Raw genomic sequence first — 22,141 nt, forward strand, 5'->3', positions numbered from 1 at the left:
CCTGAAAGGCGCGGACGCACCCCTTCATGGGTGCAGTGCCGGATATGGGGGTGCCTGAAGCTGCATGCAGCTGCGACATTCCCGGACCTGGCACAAGAGGCTGGCCGGGAAGGCGAGCAATCTTGTTCCCTACGCAGGCGCTAACCTGATCAGGTTCAACGGGATCCGCAACTTTGCGATCTCAGCCTTTGCTTCAAGGCACCCCGACAAGAACATGCGCAGTCTAGACTGGAGTGGTCGGCAAAGCCAAGCAGGTAAATGCGCGGATGATGAAAGGCACACCGAGCGATTGTTGCCGGGTGCGCATGGCACTACACTGGCCCGTCGCCCGATACTCAACAGTTCAGTAATTCAATTTTTCGTACAAGGATTGCCTCTATGCTGCGCAAACTCTCACTGGCAATAGCCGTGTCTTGTGCGTCCAACGGAGTGGTCTGGGCAGCGGACGTGCCCACTACAGTGAAAACCGACCTGGTCAGCGTCTATCAGGAGGCGGTGGACAACAACGCTGACCTGGCCGCCGCCCGCGCCGATTACGGCGCCCGCCGCGAAGTGGTGCCGCAGGCCCGTGCCGGGTTGCTACCGAACCTGTCGGCCGGTGCCGAAATGATGAACACCCGCACCAAGCTGGATGAACCCTCGACCACCAGCAACCGCAGCGGCAATACCTGGAGCGCGACCCTCGCCCAGCCGATCTTCCGTGCCGACCGCTGGTTCCAGTTGCAGGCGGCCGAAGCGGTCAACGAACAGGCGGCCCTGGAACTGTCGGCGACCGAGCAGAACCTGATCCTGCAAACCGCACAGAGCTACTTCGCCGTGCTCCGCGCCCAGGACAACCTGGCCGCGACCAAAGCCGAAGAAGCCGCATTCAAGCGCCAGCTGGACCAGTCCAACGAACGGTTCGACGTCGGCCTGTCCGACAAGACCGACGTGCTGCAATCCCAGGCCAGCTACGATACCGCCCGGGCCAACCGGATCATCGCCGAACGCCAGGTTCAGGATGCCTTCGAGGCACTGGTGACCCTGACCAACCGGGAATACACCTCGATCCAGGGCGTGGTGCATACCCTGCCGGTGCAGGTGCCCACGCCCAACGACGCCAAGGCCTGGGTCGAAACCGCCGGGCGCCAGAACCTCAACCTGCTGGCCACCAACCACGCGGTCACCGCTGCCGAAGAAACCCTGCGCCAGCGCAAGGCCGGCCATGCGCCAACCCTTGATGCCGTTGCCAAGTACCAGAAAGGCGACAACGACAACCTAGGTTTCACCAACTCGGCTGCGCTGCCAACCGTGCATTACAGCGGCGATGTCGAGCAGACCAGCATCGGCTTGCAACTGAACATTCCGATCTACAGCGGCGGCCTGACCAGTTCGCAGGTACGCGAGGCCTACCAGCGCCTGAGCCAGAGCGAGCAGCAACGCGAAAGCCTGCGCCGTCAGGTGGTGGAGAACACCCGCAACCTGCACCGCGCGGTGAACACCGACGTGGAACAGGTGCAAGCGCGCAAGCAGTCGATCATTTCCAACCAGAGCGCACTGGAAGCCACGGAAATCGGCTACCAGGTCGGTACCCGCAACATCGTCGACGTGCTCGACGCCCAACGCCAGCTGTACACCTCGGTGCGCGACTACAACAACAGCCGCTATGACTACATTCTCGACAACCTGAGCCTGAAGCAGGCGGCCGGCACGTTGAGCCCGCAGGACCTGCAGGACCTCAAGCAGTACCTGAAACCGGATTACAACCCGGACAAGGACTTCCTGCCACCGGACCTGGCGGCGGCGGCGGCGAAGAACTTCGAGCGTCGCCCCTGAAGCGCAGTCGTTGCAGGAGCGGCCTTGTGTCGTGAGAGGGCCGCAAAGCGGCCCCCGGGGATATCAGCGTGAAGCTCATATTGCCGGGGCCGCTCTGCGGCCCTTTCGCGACTCAAGGCCGCGCCTCTGAAATCGCATCGCTGTGATGATCTATCTGCACATCAGTGCATGAGTTTACCGAGGCCATCGAGCAGTCGCTGCAGTGCCCCCTGATTGGCTCGCATCACTGCCCTGCCCGCCTCGCCCATGCGCTGGGCATCCTGCGGCAGCTCAATCAAGCGTCGCACGGCCTCGGCCAACCCGTCGGCATCGTCCACCTGTTGCAACGCCCCCGCCTCGCGCAGCATGGCGCTGATCTCGAGGAAGTTGAACACATGCGGCCCCATCAGCACCGGCAAGGCCAGCGCTGCCGGTTCCAGCGGGTTGTGCCCACCGGTCGCTACCAGGCTGCCGCCAACGAAGGCAATGTCGGCCAAGGCATAGAGGAACAGCAACTCGCCCATGGTGTCACCGACCAACACCTGCGTCTGCGCATCGACCAGGCTGCCGGCAGACCGGCGCACGCAGGTAAACTGTTCGCTGCACAGCGCGTGTACCGCAGCGAACCGCTCCGGATGACGCGGCACCAGGATCAGCAACGCATCACCATGTACCTGCAGCAACTGCCGATGCGCCTGCAGGATCAACGCATCCTCACCTTCGTGGGTGCTGGCGGCGATCCACACCGGGCGCTGTTCAGCGCCCCACTGCTCACGCAATGCCCTGGCACGCGGCAGCAGTTGCCCGTCGATCTTCAGGTCGAACTTGATCGAACCGGTGACCTGCACGCACTCGGGGCGCGCGCCCAGCTCACGGAAGCGCCGGGCCTCGGTTTCGGTCTGCACGGCAATCAAGCTCATCTCGGCCAGCATCGGCCGGGTCAGTTTGGCAAAGCGCCCATAGCCACGGGCCGAGCGCTCGGAAAGGCGCGCGTTGGCCAAGGCCACCGGGATGCCACGCCTGGCACATTGATGGATATGGTTGGGCCACAGTTCGGTTTCCATGATGATGCCGAGCGTCGGCTGCACATGGTCGAGAAAACGCCCAGCCGCCCACGGCAGGTCATAGGGCAGGTAGCAGTGCTGCACACGAGGCTCGTCGGCGAACAGGGCGCGAATGCGCTCGGAACCGGTCGGGGTCATGCAGGTCAGGGTGATTGGCAGCCCCGGGTAAGCCTTGAGCAAGGCGCGCACCATGGGTGCCGCGGCGATGCTCTCGCCCACCGAAACGGCATGCACCCATATGCCACCCTGACGCATGGCTGGCAGCTTGCAGGCAAAGCGCTCGCCGATGCGCTGGCCATAGGCCGGCGCCTTGCGCGCGCGCAGGTACAGGCGCAGCGCAACCAGCGGCAGGCCCAGGTGAAACAGCAAGGTATAGAGTGTTCTGTTCATGGCGGCGCAGTTTACCCGATCGCGCGCAGGTGCACTGCAAAGCGCTCGGCCAGCCACTGCGCGGCCGGGCCCAAGGGCTCGTCGCGGCGCCAGGCCAGCTCCGCGACCAAGGCCGGTGGCCGCCATTCGCTGTCCAGCTCGACCATGTGCGCCTGGTAGGTCGGGTATTGCACCACGTGGCGCGGCAGCCAGGCCCAGCCCAGCCCACGCATCAACAGCTCCGCCATGGCATAGAAACTGTCGGCGCGCCATACCTGCGGGCTGATTGCCTCGCCGCCGGGATAGCCACTTTGCTGCGGGGTGATCAGCAACTGGCGGTGCCGCGCCAATTGCTGGCGGGTTACCCGACCTTCGCCTGCCAGCGGGTGGCCGACCGCGCACACGGTGACCATTTCCACACTGCCCAGGGCACGCCGCTCCAAGGAGGCCGGGATACGTTCGTGGTTGAAGAACAAGCCCAGGTCGGCGCGTCGCTCCACCAGCTTGCGCGCCACATCGCCTTGGGCGCCACTGGCCAGCTGCACCTCCAGGAACGGGTAGCGGCTGGCCAGCTCGTCGAGGCTGTCGATCACCGGCTGGTAGGGCATGGCTTCGTCCTGAGCCACCCGCAGCAGGGCCTCCTGGCCGCGCATCAGCGCCAGCGCACGGCCATCCAGGCGCTCGCACTGGCGCAACAGTTCACGGGCATCTTCCAGCAGGGCACTGCCGTTTTCAGTCAGCCGGGGCTGGCGGCCACTGCTGCGCTCGAACAAGGTGACCCCCAGGTCGGTTTCAAGCAGGGCTATCGCGCTGCTGATCGCCGACTGGGCCTTGCGCTGTTCGCGGGCCACGGCCGAGAACGAGCGCAGTTCAGCAACCCGCACGAACGTACGCAGCTGTTCGAGGTTCCACTGCTCGGCCATCGACCTATCTCCCCTATAGATAGGTAATGACTTTACCCCATTCAAGGTGAGTCTAGAATCTGCCGCCAGTTACCGGAGGATCTCGCCATGAATGCCTACACCTACCTCGCCATCGCCATCTGCGCCGAAGTCATTGCCACCGCCTCGATGAAAGCGGTCAAAGGCCTGAGCACGCCCTTGCCGCTGTTGCTCATGGTAGTCGGGTACGCCGTCGCATTCTGGATGCTGACCCTGGTGGTACGCAGCATTCCGGTGGGGATCGCCTATGCCATCTGGTCAGGTTTGGGGATCGTGCTGATCAGTGTGGCGGCGCTGGTGATCTACGGCCAGAAGCTGGATGTGCCGGCCATGCTGGGTATGGCGATGATCGTGGGTGGGGTGGTGGTGATTCAGCTGTTTTCGAACACGGCTGGCCATTGATGTTGCCTGTATACTTGCCAGCTGTCCCAGTTTTCGAGGTATCGCCATGCCATCCGCCATTTCCACTGACGTGCTGATCGTCGGCGCCGGGGTCGCAGGTCTCTGGCTCAATGCCCGCTTGCGCCGCCTGGGCTATTCAACGGTGTTGTTGGAGCGTGCCAGCCTTGGCGGCGAGCAGACCATCAAGTCCCAGGGCATCATCCATGGTGGCACCAAGTACGCCCTGCACGGCGCCCTCACCGGTGCCTCGGAAGCCATTGCCGACATGCCGCGCCGCTGGCGCGAAGCGCTGAATGGCAGCGGCGAGCTGGACCTGACCCATACCCGCCTGCTGTCCGACGCCCACTACCTGTGGTCGCCAGGCACACTGGCCGGCAACCTCACCAGCTTCTTCGCCAGCAAGGCCGTGCGCGGCCGGGTCGACCAGGTGAAGGGCGAGCAACTGCCACCCGCACTCCAGGACCGCGCCTTCAAGGGCAAGGTCTATCGCCTGGCCGAACTGGTCGTCGACGTGCCCAGCCTGCTGGCCAACCTGGCCGAACTGGCGGGTGACAGCCTGCTGGCCGGCGAGCACATCGAACCATTGCGCGAGGCTGACGAGCTGGTCGGCCTGCGCGTCGACGGCCGCGATATCCGCACGCAGCGCATCGTGCTCAGCGCCGGCGCCGGCACCGAAGACTTGCTGCATGCCCTGGGCCTGACCCAGCCAGCCATGCAGACCCGCCCGCTGCACATGGTCATGGCCAAAGGTGCCAATTTGAAGCCGCTTTATGCCCACTGCCTGGGCGGCGGGCCAAAGCCGCGGGTGACAGTGACCACCCATCCGGCCGCCGATGGCCAGTGGGTCTGGTACATCGGCGGCGACCTGGCCGAAGCCGATGGCGTCGCCCGCGAGCCGTCTGCGCAAATCGCGGCGGCACAGAAGGAAATCGCCAGCCTGCTGCCTTGGGTCGACCAGAGCCAGGTGCGCTGGGCCACCCTGCGGGTCAACCGCGCAGAACCGGCGCAATCAGGCCTGGTGCGCCCGGACAACGCCTTCCTCGCCGACCAGCAGCGCCTGCTGGTCGGCTGGCCGACCAAGCTGGCCCTGGCACCGGACTTCAGCGACCGGGTCATCGCCCACCTGGAGCGCGACGGCATCCGCCCACAAGCCCACGCCGACCTCGCCGACCTGCCGCGCCCACCACTGGGCGTACCGGCCTGGGAGCAACTGCTGCCATGAGCCTGCCCACCCTGCACGACTTCCACCGCAACCTGGGCAGCACCGGCTTCAAGGTATCGCCGCTGGGCCTGGGTACGGTCAAGCTGGGCCGCGACCAGGGCGTCAAGTACCCCACCGGCTTCACCATCCCCGGTGATGACGAAGCCCGCCTGCTGCTGGCCCAGGCCCGCGAGCTGGGCATCAACCTGATCGACACCGCCCCGGCCTATGGCCGCAGTGAAGAACGCCTGGGCCCGCTGTTGCGCGGCCAACGCGATGAATGGGTGATCGTCAGCAAGGTTGGCGAAGAATTCGACAACGGCCAGTCACACTTCGACTTCAGTGCTGCCCACACCCGCCGTTCGGTAGAGCGCAGCCTGCAGCGCCTGGAAACCGACCGTATCGAGCTGGTGCTGGTGCACTCCGACGGCAATGACCTGGCGATACTCGAACAGCAGGAGGTGTACCAGACCCTCGCCGAGCTCAAGCAGGAGGGCAAGATCCTCGGCTATGGCCTGTCTGGCAAGACCGTCGCCGGGGGCCTGAAGGCCCTGGAGCACGGCGATTGCGCCATGGTCACCTACAACCTCAACGAGCAGGCAGAACGCCCGGTGCTGGACTACGCTGCCGAACACGGCAAGGCCATCCTGGTGAAGAAGGCCCTGGCCAGCGGGCATATCTGCCTGGCCCCGGGCGTTGACCCGGTGCAAGCCAGCTTCGAGCTGCTGTTTGCCCATCCGGGCGTCAGCAGTGCTATCGTCGGCACCATCAATCCGCTGCACCTGGCCCACAATGTGGCAACCGTCGCCCGTATTCTTGGCCAGCATTGAGTTGCCCCTGGCCTCAGGGCCTGGAGACTGACCGGACGCAAGGAGGAGCCGCGTGGCGCGAACGCTGATCCGCAAGAACCCGAGCAACTTCAAGACGCTGCCGCTGCATGTCGAGGCCACGCCCGAAGGGCTGATCTACCAGAGCATCGGCATGCCGCTGAATTTCGCCCAGACCCAACAGCGGCGCAAGGCCATCCAGTTGCCCGATGCGCAGCGCTTCGTAGTGGAGCTGGCCAACCTGGGCGTGTCGGTGCGACTGACCTTGCATTGGCAGAATCGCGATTACTGGGTGTTGGTGCGCCAGCGTCGGCAGGACCGTGGCGATGTGGTGCTGAAACTGATTTCCGGTTACGTGCCGGCGCAGGAGCTGAACCTGCCGTTGCACACCGCCGTGCAGGAAGTCGCCGAGGAATGCCTGCTGGAAACGCCGGAAGGCTGGCTGGGCGGGCGCTTCAATGATACCTGGCTGCCTGTGCCCTACGCGGCCGCCCTGCACTACCGCGAAAACCCGCATTTTGTGCTGACCCCGCAGTCCGGTGCAGCGCGCCCGGTGCATTGCGGCAAACTGATGCTGCTGGAACGGCCAAGAGCCTACGTGCACCTGCCCACCGCCTCGTTGCAACTGATCTATGACATGCGCCTGCAGGTTCCGCGGGAGGCCAAGAAGCTCAGCCTGTTCCACGTCGATGAGCGGCTCGAGGGCGACCAACTGGTGGCGCGGCTCAACCGCAAACGGCCGGACCTGTACCTGATGCCGCTACAGGACGGCCAGCCACTGGCTGAGCTGTATACGCTCAAGAAGGATGAGCTGGTACCGGCAAGCACCCGTGGGCTGTACCTGGCCGAAAGTTTTGCCCGCCAGGAGGGTTGGGTGGTGAAGGAAGAGCGGGTGCGCTGGAAGGATTGGGTGAAGCAGCAGGGGTTGGTGGAAAGCAAACCGCTGCGGGCCTCGCACCTGCAGCGCTTTGGTGACAAGGCGCGGGCACTGCTGGAGCGGGCGCGTACTTCGCTGCACAAGTAGGACCCAGGGGGCTGCTGCGCAGCCCCAAAGGGCAGGTCAGTGCTTGCGGATTTTCTCGACAATCGCCGTGGTCGAGCTGTTCTCGACCAGCCCCAGCACCTTCACGGTACCGCCATAGGCCTTGACGATATCGGCGCCCACCACCTGGTCGATGCCATAATCACCACCTTTGACCAGCACATCCGGCTTGACCTGGCTCAGCAGGTTCTCCGGGGTACCCTCGGGGAAACTGATCACCCAGTCCACCGCCCCCAGCCCGGCCAGTACGGCCATGCGTCGGTCGACGCTGTTGATCGGCCGGCCCGGCCCTTTCAGGCGGCTGACCGAAGCATCGTCGTTGACCGCGACGATCAGGCGGTCGCCCTGGGCACGGGCCTGCTCCAGGTAGGTGACGTGGCCGGCGTGCAGGATGTCGAAGCAACCGTTGGTAAAGACGATCTTCTCTTTGTGCGCCCGCGCGTCATCGATGGCCAGCAGCAGCTGCTCCAGGCCCAGCACGCCGCGCTCGGAGCCTTCCTCACGCTGGATAGCCCGGCGCAGTTCAGGGGCACTGATCGCCGCCGTACCCAGTTTGCCGACCACGATACCTGCCGCCAGGTTGGCCAGGGCCACCGCGTGGGGCAGGTCCTCTCCGGCAGCGATGGCTGCCGCGAGGGTGGAGATGACGGTATCACCGGCACCGGTCACGTCGAATACTTCCCGCGCCCGTGCCGGCAAGTGCAGTGCCGGCTGGCCACTGCGCAGCAGGGTCATGCCGTGTTCGCCCCGAGTCACCAGCAGGGCACCCAGGTCGAGGTCCTGCAGCAATTGCAGGCCCTTGGCGACCAGATCGGCCTCATCGGCGCAACGGCCGACGATGGTCTCGAACTCGCTGAGGTTCGGGGTGATCAGGCTGGCACCGCGGTAGATCGAGAAGTCCTTGCCCTTGGGGTCGGCCAGCACCGGAATGCCCTTGGCCCGCGCCGCCTGGATCAGGCTCTGGTGATTTTTCAGTGCGCCCTTGCCGTAGTCGGACAGGACCAGCACCTTGACGCCCTCGAGCAGGCTGTCGACCTCGGCACCCAGCGACAGCGGGTCGGTGGCGAACGGTTCTTCGAAATCGATGCGCAGCAGTTGCTGGTGACGGCTCATGACCCGCAGCTTGACGATGGTCGGCTGGTGCGCGATGCGCTGGAACACCGAACGCACGCCGGCGGCCTGCAGGCTGTTGGCCAGGCTGTCGGCGGCCTCGTCCTGGCCGGTGACGCCAATCAGCGAAGCCGGTGCACCCAGGGCGGCAATGTTCAAGGCAACGTTGGCCGCGCCGCCGGGGCGATCCTCGATCTGGTCGACCTTGACCACCGGGACTGGCGCTTCCGGCGAGATACGCGAAGTACCGCCATGCCAGTAGCGGTCGAGCATGACATCGCCGACCACCAGTACCGGGGCTTGATCGAAACGCGGCATGGACAACTTCATGGGCAACCCATATGGAAATAATGAACAGGGGCAGGATATTAGCACAGGGTTGGGAACGGCTTTACGGCCAGATCACCCTGGGAAAATTCCCGTGACAATCGGGGCCGTGATGGCCCCGATCAACGAGGGGTTCAGGTGATATCGGCCTTGGCCGGCTCATCCAGGCCCATGGCATGCAGGCGGGCATAATGGCCATTAGCCGCAAGCAGCTCGGCATGGGTGCCACGTTCGACCAGGCGGCCCTGGTCCATGACCAGGATCTGGTCGGCCTTCTCGATGGTCGACAGACGGTGGGCAATCACCAGCGTGGTACGGCCTTGCATCACATGGTCCAGGGCAGCCTGGATGTGCCGCTCGGACTCGGTATCCAGCGCCGAGGTAGCTTCGTCGAGAATCAGCAGCGGTGCGTTTTTCAGCAGTGCCCGAGCAATGGCCAGGCGCTGGCGCTGGCCGCCGGAGAGCAGGACGCCGTTTTCACCCACTTCGGTATCGAAGCCGTTCGGCAAGCGGTCGACGAATTCCTTGGCATAGGCATCGGCCGCAGCAGCTTCGATGTCGGCGCGCGGTGCACCGGCCAGGTCGCCATAGGCGATGTTGTTGGCCACGGTATCGTTGAACAGGGTGACGTGCTGGGTCACTTGCGAAACATGGCGGCGCAGGTTGCGCAGGCGATAGTTCTCGATTTCCACGCCGTCCAGCAGGATCTGCCCCTGGTCGTGGTGATAGAAGCGCGGGATCAGCGCTGCCAGGGTCGATTTGCCGCTGCCGGAGCGGCCGACCAGGGCAATCATCTGCCCCGGCTCGGCAACGAAGCTGATGTCGCTGAGCACCTCGCGATCGGTGCCCGGGTAGGTGAAGCTCAGGTTGCGCACTTCCAGGCGCCCTTCGACCCGCTCTTTCTCGACGGTGCCGGTATCCACTTCAGGCGCTTCGTCCAGTTGCTCGAAGATGCTCTCGGCACCGGCAAGGCCTTTCTGGATGGTCGAGCTTACCTCGGACAGCTGACGAATCGGCTTGGGCAGAAGGCCAGCAGCGGTGATATAGGCCACCAGATCACCAGCGGTGGACTCACCGCGCAGGAACAGCACCAGGAACATCAGCGCAGCCATGGCGATGTAGATCACCAGCTGCAGCATCGGCGTGTACAACGAACCGGTCTTGGTCATGCGCAACTGCTTGTCGGTGTTGCTCTGGCTGGCCTTGCCGAAACGTTGCTCTTCGTAGGCCTCGCCGCCGAAGCTGCGCACCACGCGGTAGCCCTGGATGGTTTCCGAAGCCACATGAGTGACGTCGCCCATGGCTACCTGGATCTTCTTGCTCTGCTTGCGGAATTTCTTGCTGGCGACACTGACCATCACCGCGATCAACGGCAGGATGGCAATCATCACCAGGGTCAGGTGCCAGTTCATCCACAGCAGGTAGGCAAACAGGAACACCACGGTCAGGCCTTCGCGGATCACTACCTTGATGGCATCGGTGGCCGCACCGGTGACCATGGTCACGTTGAAGGTGATGCGCGAAATCAGGTGCCCGGAGTTGTGGTTGTCAAAGTAGCGGTTGGGCAGGACCAGCAACTTGTTGAACAACTCCACGCGCAGGTCATGCACCAGGCACAAGGAAACCTTGGCCAGGTAGTAGTTGCCGAGGAACGACCCCAGGCCCTGCCACGCGGCAATGAGGATGATCAGCAGCGGTACGGCCTGCAGCAATTGCAGGTCACGCAGGTAGGGGACGTTGGGGAACAACACCGCTTCGGGGTTGCTCAGCCCATCGACGAAATACTTGAGGATGCCGGCCAGCATCGGCTGGGTCGAGGCAAAGATCACGAAACCAACGATGCTCAGCAGGAAAATGCCGACATAGGGTTTCACATAGCTCAGCAGCCGGAAGTAGATCTTCAGGCTGGAGGTGTGTTCCGCCGGTCGCGGTGTTTCGGCCATTATCGAGCTCGCTGTTCAGGTTGAACCGGAAATTTTACCACAGGCGTCATTTTCGGCACGCCCCCATGGCAGCAACATGGCCAGGCCCACGGGCAGCCAGCTGATGAACCATTCGGCACGTGGAGTACCGGTGAGGCTGGCGGCGTCGAACTGCATGGCCAAGGTCGAATAGACCCAGAAGCCGAGCAGGATCTTGCCGAACAGTGTGTCGCGTGCGCGTACGATCTCACCTAGCGTGTACAGCCATACCAAGACCCACAGCAGCATGCCGGGCAGGCCGATTTCCACCGCGATATGGGTGAACATGTTATGGGTGTGGTCGAAGTGCCTGCCCACCGCACTCACGTCGTAGGCTGCCCCCAGGCCGAGGCCGGTCCACGGATGTGCGGCAATCATGTCGATCACGGCATGGAAGATTTCCGGCCGGTAGGACGAGCCGCGCTGGGCGATCAGGTCATATGCCAGGTAGAACGCCAAACCAGTGGCGGTGGCCGCCAGGATCGAAAACACTCGGCTATGCCGGTCACGGAACCACAGCGGGGCCAGGATCACGGTAAGCACCAGAGCCAAGACCGCGCCACGGCTCTGGCTGAGCATGGCGAACGCGCCCAGACAGGCCAGCGCTGCCAGCCACAACAGCTGGAGGCCGCGTTGCCGTGGCGGCAGGTAAAGCAGGAAGAGCACGGCCGAGCCGATGACATAAGCGCCCAGGATCGGGTGCGAGATTTCACCGATGCCTTGCAGGCGGGCCAGCAAAGGCTGGCCCTGCATGCCGTAGAAATGGATCACGGAAACCAGCGCGGCAACGGCCAGCAAGGCGCTGCCGGCCAGCAGCAGCTGGCGAATGCGTGCCTGGCCAAGCTGGGCCAGCAATGGGAACGCCAGCAGGAAGACGAGGATGTAAAGCAGCCGCTTGGTCTCCCGTCCCGGATCTTCTGCTATCGACCATGCCAGGCTCAGCCCGCTCCACGCCAACAGCAACAGCACACTGCCCCACAAAGCTGGTTGTTGCTTCCAGGCTTGCACCAGAACCTGCCTGGCAGACCAGGCCAGGACCAGCGTCGGCAACCACAGGAACAACACCAGGCCTTGCTGATAAATCTTGTTGCTGGGTGCCAGGGCGATAGCCGCCAGGAACCAGACCAGACCCAGGCCCAACCAGGCTCGAGCCCAGCTTTTTTTATACAACATCCTTTCCCCCGATGAATCAAAGACACCATCCATGGTGCTACTGCATTATTTTCGGCATTATTGCCGGTCATTTTGCTCGCCAGACGACAAGGCCCTATTCATGCAATGCTCCCGGCTCCCCCAGGTCGACTTCGATCAGCTGACACAAGGCGCTCAGGTGCTTGAGGCAGACAGCCATGGCGCCAAAGTCTACCTGCTCGCGGATGGTAATTTCCTCAAGGTTTTTCGCCGCAAGCGTCTGATTTCATCTGCACTGCTGCGCCCGTACTCGCAGCGCTTCGTCGACAATGCCGCACGCCTGGCGCAAATGGGCATCCCGACCCTGGAAGTGATCAGCCAGCACAAGCTCGACCTGCCAGGCCGGACTGCGGTGCTGTACCGCCCACTGCCGGGGCGGACCTTGCTGCAGATGTCGCGCGATGAGGGTTTCAGCTGGGATATCTACCTGCCGCGCCTGATCGAGCTGATTCGCCAGCTGCATCGCAGCGGCGTGTACTTCCGTTCCCTGCACCTAGGCAATGTGGTGGTTACCCCCGACCATCAGCTGGGCCTGATCGACGTGGCGGACATGCGTTTCCTGCGCGCGCCCCTGTCGGCGCGCATGATTCGTCGCAACGTGCAGCACATGGTGCGCTACATCGAGCGGGAGAACCTCGGTGACCGATTCCCCGTTGCCGCCTTCGAGGCAGCCCTGCTGGCGCGCTGAAAGTCAACCGCGCAGCAGGCTATGCGAGTCGTTGCAGAACGCCTGCCAGGCCTGCTCAGGGGCCAGCGCGTGGCGCTGCCGGGCGGCCGCTGCTGGGGCATCGCGCGTCGCGCATTGCGCGATCGCCTCGGCCCAGGCGTCTTCATCGGCAATGGGCAGGTAGCAACCCGTATCCTGCAGTTGCTCACGGAATACCTGCAGGTCGCTGCAGACCACCGGCACATCGGCCATGACCGCTTCCTGCACCACCAGCCCCAGGCCTTCGGAACGCGAAGGAACCATGAGCCAGTCGAACGCACGGTACAGTTGCTGCAGATCGTCGCGGTGTCCGCTCAGGTGTACGCGCCCGGCCAGGCCCAGCGCATTGATACGCGCCTGCAGCGCCGCACGCAGCGGGCCTTCACCAATGATCGCCAATTGCAGCCCCGGCTGGCGCGCGCTGGCCTTGGCAAAGGCCTCGACCAGCATCTCGAAGCCTTTGCTCTCCACCAGCCGCCCGACCGCACCCAGCAGCAGACCGCTGGCCGCTGGCAAATCCAGCGCTTGCCTGGCTGCTTCGCGGCTCAACAACGGCTCGACGAAAGCCCGAGGATCCAGGGCCATGCGCAACGTCTGCACGGGCCTGCCCAGGTCGTGTTCAAGCGCTGCGGCGAGCGTCTGCGAAACAGCGGCAATGCTCAGCCGCTCTGCCGGGAACATGCGTAGCAGGTGCACATCACCAGCACTCAGCCGCGTCTTGCCATGGAACAGCACCTTGGCGCGCAAACGCGGAACCTGCTGCAGCAACGGCAACACCAGCCGCGCCACGCCGACGCCGTCGAGCAACACCACTTCTGCCTGGGCCTCGTCCAGCGCCTTGCGCAAGCGCATGCGCAACCATGGACGTAAAAGGCGCCACAAGTGCCGCCCTTTCAGGGCCCGTTGCGGCATGTGCCACTCCCGGGTCGAGCCGAGCCCACAACACAGCCCGCTACCGAGCAGCAGCCAGTTACTGATCCGGGCATCGGCCCCCGCGTGCGACAACACTTGCCGATGTACCTTGTGGATGGACATGTACGGCGTTCCGCCCGCCCACATCATATTGACGATGTTCATGGGTCCGTTCCCGCTCATGTCAGGTGGGACAGCGACTTCATTGAACAAATAGGGTGATTCCCATGCCGATCACGGCGCCTGCCACCAACGTCAATGCCAACTTGATCCGATCCCGCTTACGACGTTTGGCCTTGCGCTCCACTTCGATGGGCAAGGTCACGTGGTTACCAAAGCCGGTGTGCAATACTGCATCACCCTCCAGGGTGACCGCTGTAAGATTTAACTCAGCATAGCGTCGGGAAAGAGCCTTTTCTCCAGAATAGGCGGCAAATGGCGCGCAGCGCTGGTAGTCGGCGAGCCGGCGCAGCCCAGGGTTGAGCGAAAAGGCCTGCCACTCGGCCTTGTCGGACAGCAGCGGATAACAAGGCACACCGGCGATCACCTGACGATCGCCGAGGTGGATATAGGGGCTGTGGATGGCCAAGTCATGGGCATGGCTGCGCAGCCACACCTGCAACAGGTCGGGGCTGGCCTGCAGAATGGCCCGCGAGTCTTCGACGAAGCCCTGGCGGTAGAAATGCCAGTCATCCTCGCAGTGGAAGATGTACGGCGTCCTGACGTGGCTGTAGGCCAGGTCGATGGACGGCAACTGGCCGAGCTTGGGCCGGTTGACGAACACCTTGCAGTGCGGCTTCCAGTGCTCCGGCACAGCGGCGTGCACGGCATCGTCACCGGAATCCTCGGTGATAAATACCTCACGAATGGGCGCGGTGTTGTAGCGATCGAAACTCTCAAGGGTATCTTTGAGCAGATCGAACCGCCCACAGCTGGTCACGACGAGCGTGACATCACTCTCATTTGAAAAGCGCACCGGACTCCCTCCGCCTTGCGACTATCGACTTTCAACACCCGCTCCGTACGGGCGAAAGTTCTTGTGTTAGATGCCCAGCTTCAGGCGCAGCCGCTGCCATGCAGACAACGGCGGGTGGGGCCTGAGCGCCGGGCGCATGTGGTCGACGATGCTACGTCCAACGGCCCCGAAACTGAAACGGGAAACCGCCAGATGGCGACCATTTTCTGCAATCTGGCGGGCCAGTGCAGGGTCCGCACGCAAGGAACGGAGTTTTTCCTGAAGGGTCGGGATGCTGTCATAAAACACCACGTTGTGCATGTCCTGCAGGCCCAGCGCGCGGTTTTCTTCCTCGCCCTGGTCATATGCCAGCAACACACAGCCGCAGGCCATGGCTTCGAAGTTCTTGATCATGTATTCGCCCATGCCGACATCGGCACTGACGAAGAAGCGGATCCGATTGAGCGTGTTGCAGTAATCCTCGCCCGATTTGGTACGGGTCACCACCAGGTTCTCGACCCGGCCCAGCTCGTCCAGTAGCGCCTTGCGGCCGCTGTAGGCGACGCTGTTGGTGCTGCCGACAAACGCCAGCTCGATGTCACGTTCGCGCCCCTGGTCACTGAGCAACTGCTCGTCGTAGCCCTTGGGTACGAACACGGCATCGAACCCTTCCTGGCGCAGGCGCTCGCTGACCATGTAGCCGGAGCTGATCACCCGCGCCCATGGCAGCTGGCGATAATGCGCACTGAACTTGCCGGTGTACTTGCACGGGATGTAGTTCTGGTAGGCATCATGCTCGAGAATGACCAGGTTCGGCACCGTGCGGATGAACGCCACCTGGCGAATCTCCTGCTTGAAGCGCAGGAAGAACACGATGCGGTCATAGCGCTCGACCTGCACTTCCCGCTTGAAATAGCGACGCAGGTTGCGCTGGTCTTCGCTGGTCAGCCAGCGCAGGTCACACTCGCAGTTGGCCGCGACGCCATCGTACAGGCGGTCGAGAATGGCCCGCTGTTCCTTCTGCACCAGAAATAGGACTTTCATTGCTTTCCTTGGGCGCTCTGCGCCATCGCGGTCAACCATGGGGGCTACAGCTCGCGCCGCCAGAACAGTTCATGTCGGCGCACGGCCTTGCGGAAGAACTCGTTCTCGCCGTACGGCGATGGCCTCCGCCCGGCCAGCCAACGCTGCAACCAGCGGCGTACCCGGCGCTTGAACGGCGCGGGCGGCTGCAGGTCGTGCATCATACCCAGGGCCATGGCCTTGTCGCGCTGGGTCGCCAGGTCGAGCACCAGGCTGCAGGGCGCCCAGGCCTGATCAGCGCTCATCTGCGGTGGCAGGGCTACACCATCGCCACTGGCGCCCATCGGCCAGCGGTCGTTGTCATGCAGGTGGTTGGCATAGCAGAGCAAGGTTTGCGGCTGCCAGGCCAGGCCTTGCAAGGCTTCCAGAACTGCGGCCTGGGCGCAGATGTGGTCGGGGTGCGGGTCGAGCTGCGGGTGCGGCATCACCAGCACTTGCGGCCTGGCCATTTCCAGCAAGGCCCGCAGGTCGGCAAGCAGGTTGTGCCAGGTCGGCGCGCCATCGCCATCGGCCGGCAGCGGGAACGGGTTGAACTGGCGGAACAGGCGGACATCGGCGAGGCCGGCCTCACGGGAAGCGGCCGGCTGGTCTGGCGCGGCCTGCATGGCGGGCAGTTGCAGGCAGAAATAGCCCAGTTGCACGCAGCGCGATTCCGGGACCCCGGCCCAGCGTGGCACGGCGATGCTGTCCCAGGCCCGCAGGCGGCCTTTCAAGCGTGCAGCCTCGGCCTTGGCCAGGCCCATCTGCTGGTAGTGCTCAGCCTCGATTTCACCGGCGGTCAGGGTCACCACCCAGGTTTCGTCAGCCTGGCTGTAGAGACCATAAGCGGCCAGCTCGGCGTCATCGGCATGCGGCGCAATCACCATGACCCGACGCCGTTGCAATTCGACCGGCGGGGTTATCCACAGGCGCGGCTGGCCTTGCAACCGGCAATGACGGCCACGCAGGCGCAACGCACCGGCTTGCAGGGGCGCGGCCAGGCCGCTCAGGTTGAGAAAGCGCAGGCCATCGACACCGCGCTCGAAGGTTTGCCGGTCGTCCTGCCCGGTAGCCAGCAGTTCAACCCGCGGATCGAAGAAGCGCCCCAGCCAGGTGCTTTTCACGCGCAATTCAAGGACCAGGGTTTCGTTGCCCTGCAGCGCGCAATCGGCCTTGAGCAGGCCAGCGTCCAGCCTGGCGGCAACCGGCCGGGCCTGGTCGCCGAAGTCGTAGGCGTAGTCCTCGCTGGGCGCGTAGAACAGATGGTCGGCAAACCAGGCTTCGTGGCCTGCCCACAACAGCGGCAATAGCAGCAGCGGCAGCCACCACCAGGTGCATAGCCCCAGGGCAACCAGCGCGACCAGGCCCACCAGCAGGCCCAGGCGCTTGTTGCGCCGATGGCGCTTGAGCAACTGCTGCTTGCGGCTCACGCCTGATACACCGGCACGGGGTTGCACCAGCGGTCCTTGTACTCGCGGTCGGCACGGCCGAACGAGAACCGCAGCGGTTTGTTGCGCGCCCGGGCGTCCTCCCAGGCAGCCTGGGTGTTGAGGAAGCTCAACACGCTACCGGGGCTGAAGGCCTTGGTTTCCGGGTCGACACCGCCATTGATGTACTCGACGCTGATCCACTCGGGCGCTTCGACGCGGTACACCAGCTGGATTGCAATCGGCTTGCCGTCCAGCAGCAACACCGAACCGATCAGCAATTCGCGCAGGCGCTCCAGCACATCGGCCATGCGCTCGGCCCCGGTGGCCGGGAAACCCCAGCGACGCTGGAACAGGTCGCAGTACATGCTGGCAATCTCCTGCGCGCTGAAGTCGCCGATCGGACGCACCACGCCGCCCGCCTCTTCCAGCAGGCGCAGCTCGCGGCGCTGGTTGTAGCGGAACTTCTTCGACAAGTCTTCCGGCGCACGCGCCATGGCCAGCTGTTCCTTCTGCGCCTTGAGGCCAGTGAAGCGGCCCTGGTTCAGTTCGGACAGGTAACGCGCCGTATGACGCAACGGCGCGGCGGCATCGGCCGCCGCCGGCAGGATGATTTCGGCATTGCCCAGGTCGAACAGGGCTTTCTTGCCGCTGCGCTTGAGCACCTCCTTGGACAGCGCCAGGTGGTGCCCCCAGGCCGGGATGGCGGCCTTCAGCACGCCAGCCTGGTGCCATCCCAGGTAACGCACCGGGAGCTGCGCCAGGTCGGCCAGTTGTTCGACCACCAGTGGATGGGTAGCGACGCTGCCGCCAAAGCGGGCCCATGCCTCGGCGTAGGCCTTGGCGTCGATGGCTTGCCAACCGCGTTCGCGGAAGGCCTGGATACGGTTGAGCATCAAGCCTTCCCTACCAGAGAGCGGACTTGCGGCAGCTGCCAGAAGGCTTCGCGCACCGCCTGGTCGGAGAAGCGCTCACGCAGGCGCTGCAGCATGTGCGCGGCACAGGCCTGGCGCTGCGGCTCATCAAGCACGGCCATGTGCTTCAGGCCTTGGGCCAGCTGGTCGGCATCACCCAGCGGGAACAGCACGCCAACCCCCTCGACCACTTCGCGCGCACCGCCACAGGCCGTAGCCAGCACGGGAACTCCGGCGACCATCGCCTCGAGCAGGACCATGCCGAACGGCTCATGGTCGGAACTGAGGGCAAACACGTCGAACGCCTGGAAATAACGGCGTGCGTCCGGCACCTGGCCAAGGAAGTCCACTTGCCCGGCAATGCCCAGTTCGGCGGCCAGTGCCTTGAGCCTGGCCTCCAGGCGGCCCTTGCCGAGGATCGCCAGACGCGCACCGGCCGGCAGCCCCGGCAGTGCTTCGGCAAAACCACGCAACAAGGTGGCCTGGTCTTTGTCCGGGTGCAGGCGCCCGACATTGCCGACAATCCATGCCTGCGCATCCAGGCCCAGGGCCTGACGGGCTTCGGCGCGTGGCACCAGGGCCGCTTGCAGGGCTTCGATGTCGATGCGGTTGTACAGGGTCTGGATACGTTCGGCTGGCCACTTCGGCAGGCAGTTGCGCATCTCGTCCCGCACCGCGTCGGATACCCCGAGCAGGCTCAGGCGCCGGCTGAACAGGTTGGCGAACAGGCGGCGGCCCTTGCGCTGATAGTCGCCAAAGGCATGATGCACGCCGATCACCGGCAAGCCGGTACCCAGCAGCGCAACGTAGATTGGCTTGAAGCGATGGGCAATGCAGAAGGCGAAATTGCGCTCGGCGGCAATCCGCCGCAATGCGCGGATGGCGCCGAGCTTCAGGCCGCGCACGGCCTTGGAGCTGAACTCCAGGAACAATACCTCGTCCGAGGCGCAGCCGGCCGCCACTTGCGGGTCGGCAGCACCGGTGAGGAACACCGTTGTCACCTGGTAGCCATGCCCCTGGAACAGGCTGGCATACTGACGGGCGCAGTCCAGGAACGGCCCGTCATAGCCATGGCAGAACTGCAGGATGCGCGGTTCAGAGCGGCTGGTCATACAGGGCTGCGCCGTCCTTCACCACCAGGATGTCCTCCATGATGAGGTACTGCAGATCCGAGCCGAAGAACATGTTCAAGGCATCGGTCGGCGAGCAGATCATCGGTTCACCACGGCGGTTCAGCGAGGTGTTGAGCGACACGCCATTGCCGGTCAGGTCCTCCAGCGCCTTCATCATGTCGTAGTAGCGCGGGTTGTATTCGCGCTTGAGCACCTGGGCCCGCGACGTGCCATCCTCGTGGACCACTTCTGGCACGCGGGTCTTCCACTCTTCAGCCACTTCGAAGGTGAAGGTCATGAACGGCGCCGGGTGGTCGACCTTGATCATCTGCGGGGCGACGGTGTCGAGCATCGACGGGCAGAAAGGTCTCCAGCGCTCACGGAACTTGATCTGCTCGTTGATGCGGTCGGCCACGCCCGGCACGCTCGGGCAACCGATGATCGAGCGGCCACCCAGGGCACGCGGGCCGAACTCCATGCGGCCCTGGAACCAGGCCACCGGGTTGCCATCGACCATGATCCGGGCGATGCGCTGCGGCATGTCGTCGAGCTTGCGCCACTTCGGCGCGTTCGGGTGGCGGGCACAGGCGGCGATCACGTCTTCGTTGGAGTACGACGGGCCGAGGTAGACGTGCTCCATCTTCTCGACCGGCACGCCACGGGCATGGGACACGTAGGCGGCAGCGCCCACGGCGGTACCGGCGTCACCGGAGGCCGGCTGCACGAACAGTTCCTTCACATCGGAACGGGCGATGATCTTCTGGTTGAGCTTGACGTTCAGCGCGCAGCCGCCAGCGAAGGCCAGCTTGCCGGTTTCACGCAGGGTGTCGCCCAGGTAATGGTCGATCATCTGCAGGGCGATCTTCTCGAACAGCGCCTGCATGCTGGCTGCGTAATGGATGTACGGCTCATCGGCGATGTCGCCTTCGCGCTTGGGGCCCAGCCATTCGATCAGCTTCGGCGAGAAGTAGAAGCCCTTGCCCTTCTCTTTATAGCGGCGCAGGCCGATCACGTTGGCGTATTCGGTGTTGATCACCAGCTCGCCGTTTTCGAAGCTGGCCAGGCGCGAGAAGTCGTATTTGCTGGCGTCGCCATACGGCGCCATGCCCATGACCTTGAACTCGCCGTCGAGCATCTCGAAACCGAGGAACTCGGTGATTGCGCCGTACAGGCCACCGAGCGAGTCCGGGTCGAAGAATTCCTTGATCTTGTGGATCTTGCCGTTTTCGCCATAGCCAAAGAAGGTGGTGGCATATTCGCCTTTACCGTCGATGCCGAGAATCGCGGTCTTTTCCTTGAAGCCCGAGCAGTGGTAGGCGCTGGAGGCGTGGGCCAGGTGGTGCTCGACCGGCTCGATCTTGACCTTTTTCGGGTCGAAGCCCAGCTGCTCCAGGCACCAGACGATCTTCTTGCGGTAGCGCTTGTAGCGGCGGTTGCCCATGAGGATGGCGTCGAGGGCACGATCCGGGGCGTACCAGTAACGCTTGGCGTAGTGCCAGCGTGCCTTGCCGAACAGGCTGATCGGGGCGAACGGAATAGCTACCACGTCGACATCGGATGGCTTGATGCCGGCCTGCTCCAGGCAGAACTTCGCCGACTCGTAGGGCATGCGGTTCTTCGCATGCTTGTCACGCACGAAGCGCTCTTCTTCGGCGGCGGCAACCAGCTTGCCGTCTATGTACAGGGCCGCGGAAGGGTCATGGCTAAGGGCGCCGGACAGGCCAAGAATCGTCAATGCCAAGGGATCAGCCTCTTCATTCGGTAGAAATGCGCCAGCGGCCCATCGGGCGGGTGGCGGCTAAAGGGCGGGATTATAACGCAAACATCACGAACTGCGCGTCGTTGTAGGAGCGGCCCTGTGTCGCGAACGGGCCGCAACGCGGCCCCAGGGTTTCAGCTTCGCAGCAGAAATTGCCGGGGACGCGTTGCGGCCGTTCGCGACACGAGGCCGCTCCTACAGGGGACCGCAGGGCTGATTATTCGGCGATCAGCCAGTCCATGCGGTAGCTGCCGGCGGTCTGCGCCAGCTCCCTGGCCAGCCAGGGCAGCAGCTCCTTCAGTTCGTCCTCCAGCCCCCACGGCGGATTGGCAATGGCCAGGCCCGAACCATTCAGGCCCTGCGGGCTGTCCTGGTGGTGCACGTACAGCTCGACACGCAGCAGCTTCGGTGCGCCGGTGCTGGTCAGGTCCTGGTAGAAACGGGTCAGCGAGCGCTGGTCCTTGATCGGATACCAGATGGCCGCAACCGTCTGGCGCATGCGGCTGATCGCTTCTTTCATCGCCGTGGTGCAGCGCTTCAATTCATCAGCCTGCTCGAACGGCGGGTCGATCAGCATGATCGCGCGCTTTTCCTGCACCGGCAGCAGGGCTCGCGGCACATGCCAGCCTTCGCCCAGGTGCACGACCACGCGCGGGTCCTTCTTCATGTTCTCCTTGAGCAGCGGCCCGTCTTCGGGGTGCTTCTCGTTGAGCAGGGCGCGGTCCTGCTGGCGCATCAGCCGGCGGGCCAGCTCGGGCGAACCGGGGTAATAGCGCAACTCGCCATCAGCGTTCAGGCGCTTGATGATGCGCAGGTAGTCAGCGGCCATGGCCGGCAGGTCGTCGCGGTTCCACAGGCGGGCCACCCCTTCCAGGTATTCGCCGGTGCGGGTTGCCTGGTCGCCTTGCAGGTCGTACAAGCCGAGCCCTGCGTGGGTATCGATGTAGGCGAACGGCTGCTCCTTGCGCGACATCAGGGCGATGAGGCGGGTCAGCACGATGTGCTTGAGGACGTCGGCGTGGTTGCCGGCGTGGAAGGCGTGACGATAATTCATGGCAACTCCTG

Annotated in this window: 19 protein-coding genes and 1 riboswitch; of the genes, 6 read left to right on the forward strand and 13 right to left on the reverse strand. The window is 64.1% G+C overall.

What is annotated here, in order from left to right:
- Positions 1-109: 109 nt before the first annotated feature.
- Positions 110-216, reverse strand: a riboswitch (TPP riboswitch).
- A gap of 162 nt (positions 217-378) precedes the next feature.
- A complete protein-coding gene (locus ACLEJP_RS11245) occupies positions 379-1,815 on the forward strand; it encodes a TolC family outer membrane protein (protein ID WP_440806421.1) in 1,437 nt (478 codons plus the stop codon).
- A gap of 161 nt (positions 1,816-1,976) precedes the next feature.
- Here the strand turns inward: ACLEJP_RS11245 and waaA are convergent, their stop codons facing one another.
- Together waaA and ACLEJP_RS11255 are read right to left on the reverse strand one after the other, a co-directional pair.
- Positions 1,977-3,248 carry a lipid IV(A) 3-deoxy-D-manno-octulosonic acid transferase gene (gene waaA, locus ACLEJP_RS11250; protein WP_440806424.1) on the reverse strand — a complete coding sequence of 424 codons (1,272 nt, stop codon included), beginning with the start codon at positions 3,246-3,248 and terminating at the stop codon, positions 1,977-1,979.
- Positions 3,249-3,259: 11 nt separating this feature from the next.
- On the reverse strand, positions 3,260-4,150 hold the full coding sequence (locus tag ACLEJP_RS11255; protein WP_440806426.1) for a LysR family transcriptional regulator: 891 nt from the start codon (positions 4,148-4,150) through the stop codon (positions 3,260-3,262).
- Positions 4,151-4,237: 87 nt separating this feature from the next.
- Here ACLEJP_RS11255 and ACLEJP_RS11260 point away from each other — a divergent pair, with 87 nt between their 5' ends.
- The 4 genes from ACLEJP_RS11260 to ACLEJP_RS11275 are packed head-to-tail and all read left to right on the forward strand — an operon-like array spanning position 4,238 to position 7,622.
- Positions 4,238-4,570, forward strand: a complete 333-nt coding sequence (locus tag ACLEJP_RS11260) for a DMT family transporter (protein WP_440806428.1) — start codon at positions 4,238-4,240, stop codon at positions 4,568-4,570.
- A 46-nt stretch (positions 4,571-4,616) separates the two neighbouring features.
- On the forward strand, positions 4,617-5,792 hold the full coding sequence (locus tag ACLEJP_RS11265) for an NAD(P)/FAD-dependent oxidoreductase (RefSeq protein ID WP_440806431.1): 1,176 nt from the start codon (positions 4,617-4,619) through the stop codon (positions 5,790-5,792).
- Positions 5,789-6,601: an aldo/keto reductase gene (locus tag ACLEJP_RS11270; RefSeq protein WP_440806433.1), complete on the forward strand. Its 813-nt coding sequence runs from the start codon at positions 5,789-5,791 to the stop codon at positions 6,599-6,601. The genes ACLEJP_RS11265 and ACLEJP_RS11270 overlap by 4 nt, the downstream gene beginning before the upstream one ends.
- A gap of 52 nt (positions 6,602-6,653) precedes the next feature.
- Positions 6,654-7,622, forward strand: a complete 969-nt coding sequence (locus tag ACLEJP_RS11275) for a metal ABC transporter ATPase (protein ID WP_440806436.1) — start codon at positions 6,654-6,656, stop codon at positions 7,620-7,622.
- Positions 7,623-7,658: 36 nt separating this feature from the next.
- Here ACLEJP_RS11275 and hldE read toward each other — a convergent pair whose 3' ends face one another.
- From hldE to ACLEJP_RS11290, 3 genes are all read right to left on the reverse strand, one after another.
- A complete protein-coding gene (gene hldE / locus ACLEJP_RS11280) occupies positions 7,659-9,080 on the reverse strand; it encodes a bifunctional D-glycero-beta-D-manno-heptose-7-phosphate kinase/D-glycero-beta-D-manno-heptose 1-phosphate adenylyltransferase HldE (protein WP_225779468.1) in 1,422 nt (473 codons plus the stop codon).
- Positions 9,081-9,211: 131 nt separating this feature from the next.
- Positions 9,212-11,020, reverse strand: coding sequence for a lipid A export permease/ATP-binding protein MsbA (gene msbA, locus ACLEJP_RS11285; protein WP_440806439.1), 1,809 nt, complete (start codon positions 11,018-11,020; stop codon positions 9,212-9,214).
- 15 nt (positions 11,021-11,035) lie between these two features.
- Positions 11,036-12,211, reverse strand: coding sequence for an O-antigen ligase family protein (locus ACLEJP_RS11290; RefSeq protein WP_440806441.1), 1,176 nt, complete (start codon positions 12,209-12,211; stop codon positions 11,036-11,038).
- Positions 12,212-12,311: 100 nt separating this feature from the next.
- Between ACLEJP_RS11290 and ACLEJP_RS11295 the strand changes: the two genes are divergently transcribed.
- The gene (locus ACLEJP_RS11295) at positions 12,312-12,917 is read left to right on the forward strand and encodes a toluene tolerance protein (protein WP_440806442.1); all 606 of its coding nucleotides are present in this window, start codon (positions 12,312-12,314) and stop codon (positions 12,915-12,917) included.
- A gap of 3 nt (positions 12,918-12,920) precedes the next feature.
- Here the strand turns inward: ACLEJP_RS11295 and ACLEJP_RS11300 are convergent, their stop codons facing one another.
- From ACLEJP_RS11300 to ACLEJP_RS11335, 8 genes are all read right to left on the reverse strand, one after another.
- A complete protein-coding gene (locus ACLEJP_RS11300; protein ID WP_440806444.1) occupies positions 12,921-14,012 on the reverse strand; it encodes a glycosyltransferase in 1,092 nt (363 codons plus the stop codon).
- A 37-nt stretch (positions 14,013-14,049) separates the two neighbouring features.
- The gene (locus tag ACLEJP_RS11305) at positions 14,050-14,823 is read right to left on the reverse strand and encodes a glycosyltransferase family 2 protein (protein WP_225779473.1); all 774 of its coding nucleotides are present in this window, start codon (positions 14,821-14,823) and stop codon (positions 14,050-14,052) included.
- 66 nt (positions 14,824-14,889) lie between these two features.
- Positions 14,890-15,846, reverse strand: a complete 957-nt coding sequence (locus tag ACLEJP_RS11310; RefSeq protein ID WP_440806446.1) for a glycosyltransferase family protein — start codon at positions 15,844-15,846, stop codon at positions 14,890-14,892.
- 44 nt (positions 15,847-15,890) lie between these two features.
- A complete protein-coding gene (locus tag ACLEJP_RS11315; protein WP_440806447.1) occupies positions 15,891-17,294 on the reverse strand; it encodes a PIG-L deacetylase family protein in 1,404 nt (467 codons plus the stop codon).
- Complete coding sequence (locus ACLEJP_RS11320) at positions 17,291-18,187, reverse strand: antimicrobial resistance protein Mig-14 (protein WP_440806448.1); 897 nt, start codon at positions 18,185-18,187, stop codon at positions 17,291-17,293. Before ACLEJP_RS11320 ends, ACLEJP_RS11315 begins: the two co-directional genes overlap by 4 nt.
- The gene (locus ACLEJP_RS11325; protein WP_440806449.1) at positions 18,187-19,317 is read right to left on the reverse strand and encodes a glycosyltransferase; all 1,131 of its coding nucleotides are present in this window, start codon (positions 19,315-19,317) and stop codon (positions 18,187-18,189) included. The genes ACLEJP_RS11320 and ACLEJP_RS11325 overlap by 1 nt, the downstream gene beginning before the upstream one ends.
- Entirely contained in the window at positions 19,301-21,058 is a 1,758-nt protein-coding gene (locus ACLEJP_RS11330; RefSeq protein ID WP_406820159.1) for a carbamoyltransferase family protein, read from the reverse strand. Before ACLEJP_RS11330 ends, ACLEJP_RS11325 begins: the two co-directional genes overlap by 17 nt.
- Positions 21,059-21,293: 235 nt before the next feature.
- On the reverse strand, positions 21,294-22,130 hold the full coding sequence (locus tag ACLEJP_RS11335; protein ID WP_225779478.1) for a 23S rRNA (adenine(2030)-N(6))-methyltransferase RlmJ: 837 nt from the start codon (positions 22,128-22,130) through the stop codon (positions 21,294-21,296).
- Positions 22,131-22,141 lie beyond the last annotated feature (11 nt).

The organism is Pseudomonas sp. SMV7 (genome assembly GCF_052041995.1).
GTDB lineage: Bacteria > Pseudomonadota > Gammaproteobacteria > Pseudomonadales > Pseudomonadaceae > Aquipseudomonas.

Bases quoted from the DNA above. Each gene is read 5' to 3' on its own strand.
- ACLEJP_RS11245 (WP_440806421.1), top strand. From the start codon at position 379: ATGCTGCGCAAACTCTCACTGGCAATAGCCGTGTCTTGTGCGTCCAAC.
- waaA (WP_440806424.1), bottom strand. From the start codon at position 3,248: ATGAACAGAACACTCTATACCTTGCTGTTTCACCTGGGCCTGCCGCTG.
- ACLEJP_RS11255 (WP_440806426.1), bottom strand. From the start codon at position 4,150: ATGGCCGAGCAGTGGAACCTCGAACAGCTGCGTACGTTCGTGCGGGTT.
- ACLEJP_RS11260 (WP_440806428.1), top strand. From the start codon at position 4,238: ATGAATGCCTACACCTACCTCGCCATCGCCATCTGCGCCGAAGTCATT.
- ACLEJP_RS11265 (WP_440806431.1), top strand. From the start codon at position 4,617: ATGCCATCCGCCATTTCCACTGACGTGCTGATCGTCGGCGCCGGGGTC.
- ACLEJP_RS11270 (WP_440806433.1), top strand. From the start codon at position 5,789: ATGAGCCTGCCCACCCTGCACGACTTCCACCGCAACCTGGGCAGCACC.
- hldE (WP_225779468.1), bottom strand. From the start codon at position 9,080: ATGAAGTTGTCCATGCCGCGTTTCGATCAAGCCCCGGTACTGGTGGTC.
- msbA (WP_440806439.1), bottom strand. From the start codon at position 11,020: ATGGCCGAAACACCGCGACCGGCGGAACACACCTCCAGCCTGAAGATC.
- ACLEJP_RS11290 (WP_440806441.1), bottom strand. From the start codon at position 12,211: ATGTTGTATAAAAAAAGCTGGGCTCGAGCCTGGTTGGGCCTGGGTCTG.
- ACLEJP_RS11295 (WP_440806442.1), top strand. From the start codon at position 12,312: ATGCAATGCTCCCGGCTCCCCCAGGTCGACTTCGATCAGCTGACACAA.
- ACLEJP_RS11300 (WP_440806444.1), bottom strand. From the start codon at position 14,012: ATGAACATCGTCAATATGATGTGGGCGGGCGGAACGCCGTACATGTCC.
- ACLEJP_RS11310 (WP_440806446.1), bottom strand. From the start codon at position 15,846: ATGAAAGTCCTATTTCTGGTGCAGAAGGAACAGCGGGCCATTCTCGAC.
- ACLEJP_RS11320 (WP_440806448.1), bottom strand. From the start codon at position 18,187: ATGCTCAACCGTATCCAGGCCTTCCGCGAACGCGGTTGGCAAGCCATC.
- ACLEJP_RS11325 (WP_440806449.1), bottom strand. From the start codon at position 19,317: ATGACCAGCCGCTCTGAACCGCGCATCCTGCAGTTCTGCCATGGCTAT.
- ACLEJP_RS11335 (WP_225779478.1), bottom strand. From the start codon at position 22,130: ATGAATTATCGTCACGCCTTCCACGCCGGCAACCACGCCGACGTCCTC.